Here is a 14,491-nt window from a genome sequence, read left to right as displayed (position 1 = left end):
ATCGGGAACAGGCAGTGGACCCCGACCACCCCGTACCGAAACAGGCAGGCGGCCACCGCAACCACGCCACCCGGCATTGGGAACGAGCACCGGACCACCACCCTCCGACCACCCAGCATCGATAAACGGACGCTGCACCACGCCCCCTGGCCATTGGGCATCGGAAACACGGCCCACCACTACAACCTCGCCGCCCGGCATCCGGAACGGTCACCGGATCATAAGGCCACACCCACCCCGCGTCGGAAACGGCCGCCGGGCCGCAACGCCCCGGCCATCCCGCATCGAGAGAACTGGTGCCTCGCCGGGCCACCTGCGGGGCGCGGAAGGATCGCCTTCATCCCCTGTGGCCCGCTGAGCGGCGGCGGACCTGCCCGCCCTTATTCCGACCGCCGCGTTGACCGCCCCGCGCCCCCAGAGCCGCTGTGCCGCTTCCTGGAGGGTGCCACGCACCCCCGTCACCGCATGAGGCACCCACCCAGAGAGGCGAATGCTAGAAATTCCCGGAGAATGCCAGGATTTACGGGGCCTTCCCCAAGGCGCATATCGCCCTTAGAAACGAGAAAACCCCCGGACCCGAAGGCCCGAGGGTTTTCCTTGGTAGCGGGGGCAGGATTTGAACCTGCGACCTCTGGGTTATGAGCCCAGCGAGCTACCGAACTGCTCCACCCCGCGTTGCGTTGTGTCTAAAGACTATCGGGCTAACGGGGCGGACGCAAATCGGTTCAGGCTCAGGAGGCGGCCGATGTCGACGGGCTGCCCGTCGACGCCGGAGTGGGTGGTGGTGCGGTCGGCGTGGTCGAGGTCGTCGGGGCCGGAGACGGCGTTGTGGTCGGCCCAGTGGCCGGGGGTGTCGCCGTGCTCGGCTTGGCCGACTGGAGGCGGTTCAGGGCGTCCTGGAGGCGCTGCTGGGCCTTGCCGTACTCCACCCAGTTGGGCGGGTCGGCGGACAGGGCCTTCTTGGCGTCGTCGTACGCCTTGCGGGCCTCGTCGATGGCCGCGTTGAGCTGGGCCGCCCGATTGGTCTCCGTAGGCTGTTGCTGCTGGTTGTTGGGCTGCTGCGCCGCCGCGCCCTCGAAGACCTGTTCCAGGGCCCCTTCGAGGGTGTCGTGCGAGCCGACCTTGTTGCCGTAGGCGACCAGGACACGCCGCAGGATCGGGTAGGGCTCCTGCCCGGAGGCGGCGGCCGTCTGGACGTACACCGGCTCGACGTAGACCAGGCCGTTGGCGAAGGGCAGGGTGAGCAGGTTGCCGTAGCGGATCTTGGCATTGCCCAGCCCGAGCAGGTTGAGCTCACCGGAGAACTTGTTGGTGAAGTTGTTCTGGACCTGCCCCGGCCCCGGGATCGTCGTGTTGGACGGCATGCGCAGGATGCGCAGCTTGCCGTAGTCACCGCCGTCCGTCGCGTCGACGGCCATGAACGCCGCCAGGTTGGGACCCTGGCGTGGCACGAAGGTCGTGGTCAGCGAGAAGGAGGGCGCTGAGGCGCCGGGCATCTTGACCGACAGGAAGTAGGGCGGCTGCTTGACGTCGCTGTCGCTCAGGGACGGGTCGTTCGGGACGTTCCAGAAGTCCTGGCCGCTGTAGAAGGCCCGGGCGTCCTCGATGTGGTAGCGGGCGAGCACGTCACGCTGGACCTTGAACAGGTCTTCCGGGTAGCGCAGGTGGGAGCGCAGGTCCGGGCTCATCTGAGCGGTCGGCTTGACGATGCCCGGGAAGGCCTTGCTCCAGGTCTTCAGCAGCGGATCCTGGGAGTCCCAGGCGTAGAGGTTGACGGTGCCGTCGTAGGCGTCGACCGTGGCCTTGACCGAGTTGCGGATGTAGTTGATGTGGTCGCGCGGCTGCTGGGCGATGGCCCGCGTGTCGGTGGCCGTGTCGCGGACCATGTCGCCGAAGCTGCGGCTCTGCGAGTAGGGGTAGTCGTTGGACAGGGTGTATGCGTCCACGATCCACACCACGCGCCCGTCCACGACCGCCGGGTAGGGGTTGGCGTCCACCCGGAGGAAGGGCGCGACCTTCTCGATGCGCTCGCGCGGGTTGCGGACGTACAGGATCTGCGACTTGTCGTTGACGTCGCCGGAAAGCAGCAGGTTGATCTCGCTGTACTTCGCCGCGTAGAGCATGCGGTTGAAGAACGAGCCGATCGCGACGCCGCCCTTGCCCTGGTAGGTGGTGTTCTCCTGGCCGGTGCCGCCGCTCTCCGGGTAGTCGAGTTCCTGCCTGACCTTCGGGTCGCCGCCGGCGATCACGTACTCGGTCGAGGAGTTCTCGCCGAAGTAGATCCGCGGCTCCTTAAGGCCGGTACGGTCCACCAGCGGGCCGGTCACCGGCATGTCCTTGGCCTCGAAGTCGGGCAGGCCCTCGGAGTCGACCTCATTGCCCGGCGCGGCGACGATGCCGTAGCCGTGGGTGTAAACCAGGTGTCGGTTGATCCAGTTGTCCTGCTCACGGGGCGGACCGATCAGCTCGCGCACGCCCACGACCGTGTCGCGCATGTTGCCCGCGGAGTCGCGGTAGCGGTCGACGTCGAGCTGGTCGGGGAAGTCGTAGAAACCACGGATGCGCTGGCGCTGCTGGTAGGTCTTGGACACCAGGTTGGGGTCGAGCAGCCGCACCCCTGAGATGGAGGAGTCGGAGTTGAAGTCGACCTTGCTCGGGTCGCCCTGCGCGTTGTAGTCGATGACCTCGCTCTTGTCGACGCCGTACGCCTTTCGGGTGGCCTCGATGTTGCGCGAGATGAACGCCGCCTCCCGGGCCTGCTGGTTGGGCCGGACCTGGAACTGCTCCACCAGGGCGGGGTAGACGCCGCCGATCAGCACCGCGGAGAGCACGAGCAGGCCGAAGGCGACGCCGGGGAGCATGCCGCCCGGCCGGATCACCCCGGCGAAGAACAGCAGGGCGCAGATCAGCGAGATGATGGCCAGGATGTTCTTGGCCGGCAGCACCGCGTTGACGTCGGTGAAGGACGCGCCGTGTACGAACCCGCGGTCGGAGAAGACCAGGCCGAACCGGTCGATCCAGTAGGCCACCGCCTTCAGCAGGACGAAGACGCCGACCAGCACGGACAGGTGGGCGCGGGCCGCGCGCGAGGCGTGTACGCCCGGCGACTGGAACCGGAACCCGCCGTACAGGTAGTGCACGATGGCGGCCATCGCGGTCGAGATCACCACGGCCGTGAACAGGAACGTCAGCAGCATCCGCAGGAACGGATGGGTGAAGACGAAGAACGACTTGTCCATCCCGAACAGCGGGTCGATGTCGTTGAACGGTGTGGCGTTGACGAACTGGAGCCAGGTCTCCCACTGGCCGGCCATCGTGGACCCGGCGAACAGGGCGAGCACCGCCATGCCGATCCAGAAGATCAGCTTTCTGTGCGGATCGACGGCCATCCGGTATCGGTCCGCTCCGCTCGACCCGCCGAACATCGACGGCCCGAACATCGGGCGCATCCGGAAGGCCAGCATCATGTTGCCGCCGACGATGGCCACCATGAGCAGGCCGCCGACGACGAACAGCAAGATCTGGGTCAACAGCACGTTGGAGAACACCGAGGTGTACCCGACGGCGTCGAACCACAGGAAGTCGGTGTAAACACCGGAGAAAAGGAAGAACAACGCCACGATCGCCACAAGTGCGATCACGACGGGCAGCAGGAGGCGCGGCCGGCGGGGCAGGCGCATCGCCCTGCCGGCTCCGGGGGTCCGGAAGCTCAAGGCCAACCCCTTGTCGTCATAAGCAACGGTCCGTGTCTGGCAACCTACACCGGTGGCGCGGCGCCCGCCGCGCACCGCTCGGGCGCGCTCAGGGCACGATGCTCCACCACTAGGCCCAACGCCCCGAGCTCGTCATGAGTGCCCGGGCCGGGCATCGGAGGGAAGGGCCTGGTCAGTAACCGTACGTCAGGTCGCGAGATGCGAGCGGACACCGAACCGGATTCTGTGGATAAACCTTGATCACGACCACTGAGCGACCCAGCCTGTGGACAACCTGAGCCGCGCACCTCTCAACAGTGAGCAGGCCCGGCAGACCAGTGGGTGGTCAGTTCGCCGTGCAGGCGGGAAGGGTGCCGGTGCCGGTACGCACCATGTCGAGGGCCCGGACCGCGCTGTGCAGCGTCTCGATCTTCACCAGACGCATCCCCTGCGGTACGGCCTTCAGGGCCTCGTCGCAGTTGCCCGCCGGAGTGAGGAACAGCGTCGCCCCGGTCTTACGCGCGCCGACCATCTTCTGCTGGATGCCGCCGATCGGCCCGACGCGCCCCTCCGGGGTGATCGTGCCGGTGCCCGCGACGAACTTGCCGCCGGTCATCGCGCCGGGGGTCAGCTTGTCCATGATGCCGAGGGAGAACATCAGCCCCGCGCTCGGCCCGCCCACGTCGCCCACGTTGATGGAGACCTTGAACGGGAACTTGAACTTGGCCTGCATGACGATGCCGACCATCGGCTTGCCGTCCACGCCCTTGACGGTGGTCAGCGGCACGGTGAGCGGCTTGCCGTCCCGGGTGACGCCGATCGAGACCTGTTCGCCCGCCTTACGGGAACGGACCTTCTCGGCGACCTTCTCCACGTCCTTGGCGGGCGTGCCGTCCACCGCGGTGATCTCGTCGCCGGGCTTGAGCTTGCCGTCGGCGGGCTTGCCCTTCTCCGCCGACATCACGGCCACCACCGACGTGTACGGGATCTTCAGCTCGGTCAGGGCGGCGGCGGTCGCGTCGTCCTGGGAGTTGGTCATGTCCTGGATGTTCTGTTCCTCGACCTGCTCCGCCGTACTGGACTTGGGGAAGATCGTCTCCTCCGGGACCACCGCGATACTCGGGTCGACCCAGCCGCGCAACGCGGTGAGCAGGTCGATGCGGGTGCCCGGACCACCCTGGTAGGCCACGGTCACCAGGCTTAGCTTGCCCTGTGTCGGGTACGTCTGGCGACCCTCGATGGAGATGACCGGTTTGCCCTTGACCTTGCCGATGGTGTCCTCGGTGGGCCCCGGGCTGAGCACGACGTACGGCACCGGCAGCATGGCGCCCGCAACGCCGAGCATCAGCGTCAGCATGGCCGCCACCATCAGGGTCAGCGTGCGTCGGGACATGAACGCAGCCTATGCGCTGAAACGTCGGGTCATTCGCAGGCGCCGACCCATTCGGTGGTGCCGTCGGCGAACATCTGATGCTTCCAGATCGGGACCTCGCTCTTGAGATCGTCGATGAGACGCCTCGCGGCCTGGAACGCCTCCTGGCGGTGCGGGCAGGCCACGGCGACGATCACCGCGATGTCGCCGAGCGAGAGGTCTCCGGTGCGGTGGACCGCGGCGAGCGCGGAGACCGGGAAGTCGGCGGCGACCTTCTCGGCGACCCGCCGCAGTTCCGCCTCGGCGGTCGGGTGAGCCGAATAGGAAAGCTTGACCACCGGTTTGCCGCCGTCATGGTCGCGGACCGTGCCGACGAAAAGCGTGGTGCCCCCCGCGGAGACGTCACCGACGGCGGCGAACACCTCATCGACCGACAACGGGCTGTCGCGTATCCCGAGCAACCGGATGGCATCCACGTCCCGAGCCTACAACCGTCTCCCCCGGCGCTCTCCAGACGCGCCCGCCTGCGCCCGCCGCACATGGCGTGGCGCTACAGCCGTCGTCGCCGCCGGGCCCTGCGCACGATCGCCGCGGTGCCGATCACCGCCACGGTGGCGCCCGCCGCGGTGATCGTCGCCTCCTTGCCGGACAGGCGGCGGCCGACCACGGCGTGCTTGCCCTCACGCAGTTCGAGCAACTGCTCAAGGGCCGCCTCGTTGGTCCAGGCCGGCTTCCAGCCTGCCGCCCGCAGTGACGCGCCGTCGGCCACCCAGGGGTAGACGACGTAGTGCAGGTCGGTCGCGGGGGCGGGCGTGATGCCGAGCCGGTGCAGGCGCTGGGCGGTGCCGAAGGTCAGCGCGGCGGGCAGCTCGAAGCGCCGCAGCCCGGAGATCTCCTCGACCTTCTCCTGCTCCAGCCAGCCGTCGCAGCCGACGACGACCGTGCCGGTCACCGTACCGAGCGCGGCCAGTTCGAGGGCGGTCACCAGGTCGTCGATGTGGCAGAACTGCCAGTACTGGTCGCAGCCCTTGACCGTCAGCAGCCGGGGCGCCTCGAAGTGCCGGGTGACGACGGTGTCGATGCCGGGCCCGACCACCGCCGCGGGCCGTACCACCGTGACCTCAAGGCCGGGGTGACTGCGCAGGGAACGCCGGACCAGCGCCTCGATCTCCAGGTAGTCGCCCACGATGCCGGTGTCGGGCTCGGCGGTGACCGGCGCGTCCTCCGGGAGCGGCACCGGGTTGTCGGGCGCCGCGCCGTACACCATCGCGCTGGTCACCACGACGACGCGGCGCACCCGCGCGGCGGCGCTGGCGGTGAGCACGGTCTGCGCGGCGCGCAGGTTGTACGCCCGCCGCTCGGCCGGGTCGGCGTCGAGCGCGTACTCGGCGGACAGGTGGACGAGGACGTCGATGTCGGAGAGCCGGTTCGCCAAGAGCGGATCTCGCACGTCGATGACCCGCCAGGTGACATCGGACACATCACCGCGTTGCTCATCAATGGCCACGACCCTGCGGAAATCCGCAGACGAGGCCACGTGGGCGAGGAACGCCCGGCCCAGTCCGCCGGCAGCGCCCGTGACGGCGATGACCGGTGACCGGTGGCGATTCGAGGTAGGCACCAGGTCCTCACTTTGCACTGATCCGCCCCTCGACGGATAACGTGGCGGATGTGGACTCCTCCATCCTGCCCGAGGTAGACCGGTGACTGACCTGCCAGGTCGTGAAAACGACCCAAACGACAACCCGTTCGCGATGTTCGGCAACCCTGAACAGATCGCCGCCGCGATGCGCCAGTTCGCCGACATGCTCTCCGCACCGCCGAGTTCAGGCCCAGTCAACTGGGACATGGCCAAGAACATCGCCCGACACGCCGTAGTGGCCGAGGGTGATCCGAGCGTCATGGAGGGTGAGCGCCGTCAGATCCTCGACGCGCTCAATCTCGCCGACCTGTGGCTCAACGAGACGACCACGCTCCCGAGCGGCGTAGACGCGCCGGCGGCGTGGAGCCGATCGGAGTGGATCGAAAAGACCGTCCCGGTTTGGCAAAAGCTTTGTGACCCGATCGCGGCGCGGATGGTCGAGACGATGGGGGGCACCCTCGGCTCGGCCGGGCTGCCCGCCGAGGCCCAGTCCATGGCCGGGCCTCTGATGGGCATGCTGAAGCAGATGGGCGGCATGATGGTCGGCAGCCAGATCGGGCAGGCCCTCGGGTCGCTCGCCCGTGAGGTCGTCGGCTCCACCGACATCGGCCTGCCTCTGTCCGGCACCGCGGCCCTGCTGCCGGGCGGCATCGCCTCCTTCAGCGAGGGCCTGGAGCTGCCCTCCGAGGAGATCCGGCTCTACCTGGCCCTGCGTGAGTCCGCGCACCAGCGGTTGTTCAAGCACGTGCCCTGGCTGCGGGCCCACCTGCTGGGCGCGGTCGAGGAGTACGCCAAGGGCATCACGGTCGACGTCTCCGCGCTGGAGGAGCAGCTTCGCGGGCTCGACGTCAACAACCCCGAGCAGCTCCAGCAGGCGCTGAGCGGCGGTGCGCTGCTCAAGCCCGAGGAGACCGAGCGGCAGAAGGCCGCGCTGGCGCGGCTGGAGACGATGCTGGCCCTGGTCGAGGGCTGGGTGGCCACCGTCGTGGACAAGGCGGCCGGCGGCAAGCTGCCCTCCGCCGCGGCCCTGGCCGAGACGGTACGCCGGCGCAGGGCCACCGGCGGCCCCGCCGAGCGCACGTTCGGCACCCTCGTGGGTCTCGAACTCCGTCCCCGCAGGCTGCGCGAGGCCGCGGCGCTGTGGGCGGCGCTGGAGGAGGCCCGCGGGCTCGACGGCCGCGACGCCGTGTGGGGACACCCGGACCTGATGCCGCGCGCGGAGGATCTGGACGACCCCGCCTCGTTCGTCAGCGGCGGTGTCCAGTTCGACCTCTCGACGCTGGAGCAGGGCGAGAAGGACACCCGCGACGACACCCGTGATGACACCGGCGACGAGACCGGGGAAGGCCCCAAGGACGCGGGCGACGGCAAGTGACCCTGCACCAGGACGCGCATGCCGTCCTCTCCGGCTGGGCGGCCCCCAGCGACGAGGAGGAGGCTCTGCGCAAGGAGTTCCTGCGCCACCTGGAGACCCATGACGACGCCATGTGGCGCACATGCGCGCCGGGGCATCTGACCGCCACCACGGCGGTGCTCTCCCACGACGGTGAGCAGGTGCTGCTCACCCTCCACCCCAAGGCGGGCAAGTGGCTGCCGATGGGCGGGCACTGCGAGCCGTACGACGCCTCGATCGAGGCCTGCGCGCTGCGCGAGGCCACCGAGGAGTCCGGCATCGCGGGGCTGCGGCTCCTGCCGGGACCGCTCGCGCTGGATCGGCACGAGGTGTGGTGTCATCCGCCGCGGAGCTGGCACCTGGACGTGGAGTTCGGCGCGGTGGCCCCCGCGGGCAGTGCGCCGGTGATCAGTGACGAGTCCCTGGACCTGCGGTGGTTCCCGGTGCTGGAGATTCCGGAGCCGACCGACGAGGCGACCCGCAGGCTGGCCCTCAGGGCCAGGGAGCGCCTGCGCGGTGCAGGCGTTTAACCCGTTTTCACACCCTGCTCGCTAGGGTCCGTCACAGAGGGCGCGGAGCCGGGTTCGTGAACGAATGGGGCACCACAGACGTGGATCTCACCAAGGGGAAGGCCGGGGAGCCGGTCGGAGGCGTGATCGTCACGCCGCGGCGGCGGCGTCGCGTCTGGCACGTTCCACGAACATTGGCATGGATTGTGGTGGCGCCGTTCGCGGTCTGGGCGGTGGCGCGGATCGCAGGCCTGGAACGAGGGTCGCTCCCCACACAGATCATGACCGCGACGCCGTACGCGGCGGCGGCCTCGCTGGTGGCGGTGCTCCTCGCGGCGATGTCCCGGCGCAAGATCGCGACCGCCGTTGCGGTCGTGACGGCCGCCACGCTCGGATTCAGCGTGCTGCCGCGGGCGATCGGCTCGGCGCACGCCGCGTCCGCCGGACGGACGCTGAAGGTCCTGTCGATCAACATGTTGTACGGGCAGGCCGACCCGGCCGGGGTGCTGGCTCTGGTAGACCGCCTCGATCCCGACATCATCAGCGTGCAGGAGCTCACTCCGCGTGGGGTGCAGGCCCTGGACGCGGCGGGGCTGGCCCGCCTGATGCCGCACAGGTATCTGCAGGCGGAGTGGGGTGCCAGTGGAGGCGGGATCTACGCCAGACATCCCCTCACACCGGTGACAAACCTTTTCCGGCCCGTTCAGCACAAGATGCCCGTCGCGGACGTGGCCCTCCCCGGCGGCGCCCCGGTCCAGGTCGTCAACGTGCATCCGGTACCGCCGATCGGGGACCAGGTGCCCAAGTGGACGGCGGGGCTCGACGGGCTGCCCGCCGCCGCAGAGGACACCGTGCGGGTTCTGGCCGGCGACTTCAACGCGAGCCTCGACCACGCGATGCTGCGCCGCCTGCTGGCGCGCGGATACGTCGACGCGGCGGACCAGACGGGCGAAGGACTCACGCCGACCTGGCCCGCGAACCGGCGGGTTCCGCCGATCATCACCATCGACCACGTTCTGGTGGACCGGCGGGCGGGCGTGCGTACCGTGAGCATCCACACCGTGCGGGGCACGGACCACCGCGCCGTCTTCGCCGAACTCACCCTGCCGACCGGCTGAGCGCGCTCACCCTGACAGCAGCTCGCGGGTGTTCTCCCAGCCTTCGAGGCCGGGGTCGAGCAGGCTCAGGTCGCCGGGATGGCGCAACCGGTGCCAGCCCGGCCCGGTGGCGACCGCCCGGCGGTCGGGGGCCGCGGCCCGCAGGGCCGTGACGACATCGGGCGCGTCCATCCCGCCGTCGGCCCACTCCGGGTACGGCAGGCGCGCGGCCAGCGCGACCGCCCCGCCGCCGTGGGCGGGACACACCGAGACCTGGGCCCGGCCGAGCGCGCGGAACAGCTTGCCGATCAGCAGGGAGGGCAGATCAGGCGCGTCGGCGCTGATCAGCACCGCCTCCCCGGCCTCCGGCGCGACCTTCGCGATGCCCTCGAAGGCGGCTCTGACCAGGTCGGCGCCGTCGAGTGGAGGCACGCTCACCACCGGTGTGCCCGGCCAGGTGATGTCCTCGATGCCGGGGACGCTGCTCACCACGGCGGGTGTGACGAGTTCCAGCCCCGCGGCGATCTCGTAGGTGTCTTCCGCGACGGCGCGGAGGAAGGCGCCGGCGTCCACGCCCGGCGGCGCGGCTTGTCCTGTCGAGGGGGTGACCAGTACGGCCGCGATTCGCTGCACGCCTGGCAGCGTATCGCCGTACGGCCTGCCGGGTCAGTATTCCTCGGCCGAGCCCTGCGAGGCGACGGAGAAGCCCTCCAGGTAGCCGCGGGCGCGCTCGGACCTGGGGTAACGCTCGACCAGCGCCCAGAACGCCGGACCGTGGCTCGGCACGAGCAGGTGCGCGAGCTCGTGAATGATCACATAGTCGACCACCCAGGAGGGCATGCCCCGCAGCCGGGTGGAGATCCTGATGGTGCCGTGGTCGGGGGTGCACGACCCCCAGCGGTGGCGCTGGTTCTCGACCCAGCGCACGCTCACGGGGTCGGCCTTGCCGTCGAGGTAGCGCGCCGAAAGATCTCGTGCCCGCGCCAGCAATTCGGCGTCGGAAGGCCGCCTGCGCTGCTCCTTGGCGGCCAGGCGGTCGAGCATTCTGCGCACCCACTGTTCCTCGTCGGTACGGCTGAGCCCGGCGGGCAGCAAGACGATCGTCTTGTCGCCGTCACGGTACGCGGAGACGGTCCGGCGGCGACGAGAACTACGACGGACCTCGACTGTCTCGGGGGGCACATATGCACGGTAGCCGAGAGAAGGGAAATTCCAACAGGGGGTAAGTGCTGTTCTCGCTGGTCAGTCCGCGTTCGCTCAATGTTCAACCACACCAGATCGCTATAGACGGGACATTTGCCAAAACCTCCGAGTTACCCGAGTCCCGGCCCCGTCGTGAATGATCCGGTCCGCTCCGCGCCACCCCCTTGATCAATTCAGGTCGGTGTACGGCGGGCGTGCCGCCGCAGGCCACGGACATCTTCGATCACCTGGACACCGACTCGCTGCTTGATCGTAGCCATCGGGAAGATGATCTGTGTGGCGCATCCGCGTACATCATCGGAACCTATGGTGAATCGCGATCAGGCGCGGAAGTAGCGGCTCAAAGAGCCCGGACCGGCGATGGGGACAGATCTTTGCGCCGGCCCCCGGACCCCGGCCCGGAGAAAGATCCGAGCGGCCGATCAGCGCACGCTCGATCCGGCCGGATTCGCGCCGTTGGTTTCGCACGCGGGTTTCGCGCTGTTGGTTTCACCGGCCGAGCCATCCTGAACCGCGCTGAACCACACTGACATGACTGCGGAAAGTAGTGTCATGACAACAAGTGGCGATGAGCGCGGAGAAGACGGCTTGCTCGGCATTCGCCTCCGTCCTGGCGATTCCGGATGCTCCCGGATCAATCTGGACGCCCATGAATCGCAAGTCCCGGCGTCATCGGAACACCTACAGCGCCCGCCCTCGGGCAGCGCCCACCCCTCGGGGCGGCATGCCCGATCTTATGGGATATGCCCCTTGATCTGCCGCCTCCCGGCGTTATCCACAGCCCGTGAGCTGGGCTTATGGAGTTATCCACAGGTTGGGGGTTGGTCGGCTCGCGAGTGCCCCGAGGCATGCGATGCTGGCGGCTCGCCGCGAAATGCGACCGCTCGAAGGCCGGTCGGCGCGCGGCCCATCGTCACGACGTCGATCAGGGAGGAGCACTGTGTCCACTCACCAGCGTGCGCACGAGGCCGGCGGCATTCGCGAGGTGCGGCGGCCCCGGCTGAAGGCGGCCCTGCGGAGGGTCGCCCGCGACCCGCGGACGTTGCAGTTCGGGCTGCATCCGCAGCGCGCGTCGGTGCTCCACGATCTGGAGCCGCCGGTGCTGCGGGTGATCGAGGGCCTGGACGGCACGCGCGAGCTGCGCCAGGTCGTCGCCGACGCCGCCAAGGAAGGGCTCGCCGAGGAGCAGGCCCGCACGCTCATCGGCATGCTGGCGCAGCGCGGCGTTCTCGACGACGCGGCGTTCCCGCCGCCGCTGACCTCGCTCAGCCTGGCCGAGCGCGACCGGCTGCAAGCCGATCTCGACGCGCTCTCCCTGCACCCCGAGACCACCGACGGCGGGGCCGCCGTGATGGAGCGGCGGCGCGCGGCGCACGTCCGCGTATACGGCGCGGGCCGCGTCGGCGCCCAGATCGCGGTGCTCCTCGCCGCCTCCGGGGTGGGCAACCTGTGCGTGGGCGACACGGCCATCGCCCGCCCGCGCGACGTCGTCCCCGGCGGCCTCGGCTGGTCGGCGGTGGGCGCGCCACGCCACGACGGCGCGGTCGCCAGCGCCCGCGCCGTCGCCCCCGGCATCAACGCCTGGACCTCGGCGTTCGCCTCCCACCCCGCCGACCGGGCGCACCGCCCCGACCTGGCGATCCTGGCCCCCGTCGAGCCGCTCGACCAGATCCTGGTGGCCGATCTGGCGGAGGCCGGCATTCCGCACCTGCTGGTCAGCGCGTTCGAGGGCCTTGGCGTGATCGGCCCGCTGGTCCAGCCCGGGCTGACCGCGTGCCTGCGCTGCCTCGACCTCGCCCGCCGCGACCGCGACCCGGCCTGGCCGACGGTGAGCGCACGGCTCGGCGGATACCCCGCCGGAGAGGTCGCCTGCGACACGGTGACCGCCACGATCGTCGCCGCCACCGCGGCCGGTCAGGCGTTGTCATGGATCGACGAGAAGAAGAGCATTGTGACCAACGGCACACTCGATGTCTTGCAGATATGGGGCTGGCGACGGCGATCCTGGAGTGTCCACCCGCAATGTCGTTGTTCCCGAAACCAGTTGCATTAGCAAGAATGGTCGCATCGACGATCGGAGCCTGATCGGGCTCACGGCCGGCGCGCCCCCAGAGCGCGGCCGATGCCCGCCGGTGCGTCCGGATGCCCGCGCCGCCACGCCCGGCGGCCCGCCATCCGGGCGGGCCTCCTTCAGGCGAAACGTCGTCAGGGCGAGTAGCGAAGGGAGGTAGTGGTGTCGGTGCCCGAGATCCATCGCCGTGACACCGCGCAGACAGGTGAGTGACCTTCCCCGCCGCGCCGTGACGCGGTCGGCCAAGCTGGCGACCCTCCCCCTCGGGTTCGCCGGGCGTACGGCCCTCGGCCTCGGCAAACGCATCGGCGGGAAGTCCGCGGAGATCGTCGCTCAGGAGATCCAGCAGCGCACCGCGGACCAGGTCTTCAAGGTCCTCGGCGAGCTCAAGGGCGGGGCGATGAAGCTGGGCCAGGCGTTGTCCATCTTCGAGGCGGCCCTCCCCCCGGAGATAGCCGGCCCGTACCGCGCCACGCTCACCAAGCTTCAGGACGCCGCTCCCCCGTTGCCCGCCCCGGTGGTCCACCGGGTGCTCACCGAACAACTCGGCGACGACTGGCGCGACAACTTCCTGTCGTTCGACGACCGGCCAACCGCCGCCGCGTCGATCGGCCAGGTACACCGGGCGGTGTGGCACGACGGCCGGGCGGTCGCCGTGAAGGTCCAGTACCCGGGCGCGGGCAAGGCGCTGCTCGCCGACTTCAACCAGCTCGCCAGAGTGGGCAAGCTGTTCGGCGTGCTGCTCCCCGGGCTCGACATCAAGCCGCTGCTCGGCGAGCTGCGCGACCGGATCGCCGAGGAGCTCGACTACTTCAACGAGGCCGACGCGCAGCACGCCTTCGCGGGCGAGTTCGCCGGCGACCCCGACTTCCACGTCCCCGACGTCATCGCGGTCAACGAGCAGGTGCTGGTCACCGAGTGGATGGACGGCACGCCGCTGTCCCGGGTCATCACCGAGGGCACCAAGGAGGAGCGCGACCGGGCCGGGCTGCTGCTGGTGCGGTTCCTGTTCTGCTCCCCGGCCAGGGTCGGCATGCTGCACGCCGACCCGCACCCCGGCAACTTCCGCATCACCCCCGACGGCCGGCTCGGCGTCCTCGACTTCGGCGCGGTCAACCGGCTGCCCGACGGCTACCCGCCCGTCTTCGGCACCCTGACCCGGATCTTCAACCAGGGCGACATGGAATCGGTCGTGGCCGGGCTGCGCGCGGAGGGCTTCATCCGCGAGCACATCACCATCGACCCCGACGCACTGCGCGGGTTCCTCGCGCCCTATATCGAGCCCACCGCGGTGGAGGAGTTCACCTTCAGCCGCGAGTGGCTGCAACGGCAGGCGGCCATGGTGACCGACCTGCGCCCGAACAACGTGGTCAGACAGCTCAACCTGCCCCCGTCCTACGTCCTGATCCACCGGGTCCACGCGGCGGGGGTGGGCGTGCTCTGCCAGCTCGGCACCACGGCCCGGTTCCGCGACGAGGTGATCGCCTGGGTCCCCGGCTTCACCAACGACCC

General features: G+C 69.6%; 11 protein-coding genes and 1 tRNA gene. 5 read left to right on the top strand and 7 right to left on the bottom strand.

Annotated features, from left to right (window positions below; genetic code table 11):
• Positions 1-598: 598 nt before the first annotated feature.
• The 5 genes from C1I98_RS21925 to C1I98_RS21905 form a co-directional block, all read right to left on the bottom strand.
• Positions 599-675, bottom strand: a tRNA-Met gene (locus C1I98_RS21925).
• A gap of 56 nt (positions 676-731) precedes the next feature.
• Positions 732-3,713: a UPF0182 family membrane protein gene (locus tag C1I98_RS21920; RefSeq protein WP_199537110.1), complete on the bottom strand. Its 2,982-nt coding sequence runs from the start codon at positions 3,711-3,713 to the stop codon at positions 732-734.
• 325 nt (positions 3,714-4,038) lie between these two features.
• On the bottom strand, positions 4,039-5,085 hold the full coding sequence (locus C1I98_RS21915) for a YlbL family protein (protein ID WP_111169309.1): 1,047 nt from the start codon (positions 5,083-5,085) through the stop codon (positions 4,039-4,041).
• 29 nt (positions 5,086-5,114) lie between these two features.
• Positions 5,115-5,540, bottom strand: coding sequence for a molybdenum cofactor biosynthesis protein MoaE (locus C1I98_RS21910; protein ID WP_111169308.1), 426 nt, complete (start codon positions 5,538-5,540; stop codon positions 5,115-5,117).
• Positions 5,541-5,614: 74 nt separating this feature from the next.
• A complete protein-coding gene (locus C1I98_RS21905) occupies positions 5,615-6,688 on the bottom strand; it encodes an NAD-dependent epimerase/dehydratase family protein (protein WP_199537111.1) in 1,074 nt (357 codons plus the stop codon).
• Between the two features lie 79 nt (positions 6,689-6,767).
• Here C1I98_RS21905 and C1I98_RS21900 point away from each other — a divergent pair, with 79 nt between their 5' ends.
• Genes C1I98_RS21900 through C1I98_RS21890 form a run of 3 tightly spaced genes read left to right on the top strand, consistent with a single transcriptional unit; the run spans position 6,768 to position 9,726 of the window.
• The gene (locus C1I98_RS21900; protein WP_233508062.1) at positions 6,768-8,081 is read left to right on the top strand and encodes a zinc-dependent metalloprotease; all 1,314 of its coding nucleotides are present in this window, start codon (positions 6,768-6,770) and stop codon (positions 8,079-8,081) included.
• The gene (locus tag C1I98_RS21895) at positions 8,078-8,629 is read left to right on the top strand and encodes an NUDIX hydrolase (RefSeq protein ID WP_111169305.1); all 552 of its coding nucleotides are present in this window, start codon (positions 8,078-8,080) and stop codon (positions 8,627-8,629) included. Before C1I98_RS21900 ends, C1I98_RS21895 begins: the two co-directional genes overlap by 4 nt.
• Positions 8,630-8,685: 56 nt before the next feature.
• Complete coding sequence (locus C1I98_RS21890; protein ID WP_233508061.1) at positions 8,686-9,726, top strand: endonuclease/exonuclease/phosphatase family protein; 1,041 nt, start codon at positions 8,686-8,688, stop codon at positions 9,724-9,726.
• Positions 9,727-9,732: 6 nt separating this feature from the next.
• Here C1I98_RS21890 and C1I98_RS21885 read toward each other — a convergent pair whose 3' ends face one another.
• Positions 9,733-10,338: a glycosyltransferase family protein gene (locus C1I98_RS21885; RefSeq protein WP_111169303.1), complete on the bottom strand. Its 606-nt coding sequence runs from the start codon at positions 10,336-10,338 to the stop codon at positions 9,733-9,735.
• 33 nt (positions 10,339-10,371) lie between these two features.
• A complete protein-coding gene (locus C1I98_RS21880; RefSeq protein WP_111169302.1) occupies positions 10,372-10,887 on the bottom strand; it encodes a M48 metallopeptidase family protein in 516 nt (171 codons plus the stop codon).
• A 961-nt stretch (positions 10,888-11,848) separates the two neighbouring features.
• Here C1I98_RS21880 and C1I98_RS21875 point away from each other — a divergent pair.
• Together C1I98_RS21875 and C1I98_RS21870 are read left to right on the top strand one after the other, a co-directional pair.
• Complete coding sequence (locus tag C1I98_RS21875; RefSeq protein WP_233508060.1) at positions 11,849-12,961, top strand: ThiF family adenylyltransferase; 1,113 nt, start codon at positions 11,849-11,851, stop codon at positions 12,959-12,961.
• Positions 12,962-13,184: 223 nt separating this feature from the next.
• Positions 13,185-14,491 (top strand): ABC1 kinase family protein (locus C1I98_RS21870; protein WP_111169310.1); only part of this gene is annotated, 1,307 nt, incomplete at its 3' end.

It is taken from the genome of Spongiactinospora gelatinilytica (assembly GCF_003236385.1).
Classification (GTDB): domain Bacteria; phylum Actinomycetota; class Actinomycetes; order Streptosporangiales; family Streptosporangiaceae; genus Spongiactinospora; species Spongiactinospora gelatinilytica.
The sequence above is the reverse complement of the archived record's forward strand: the minus strand, read 5'-3'. Positions and strand labels throughout refer to the sequence as shown.

Coding starts and splice junctions, on each gene's coding strand:
- C1I98_RS21915 (WP_111169309.1), bottom strand. CDS start 5,085: ATGTCCCGACGCACGCTGACCCTGATGGTGGCGGCCATGCTGACGCTG.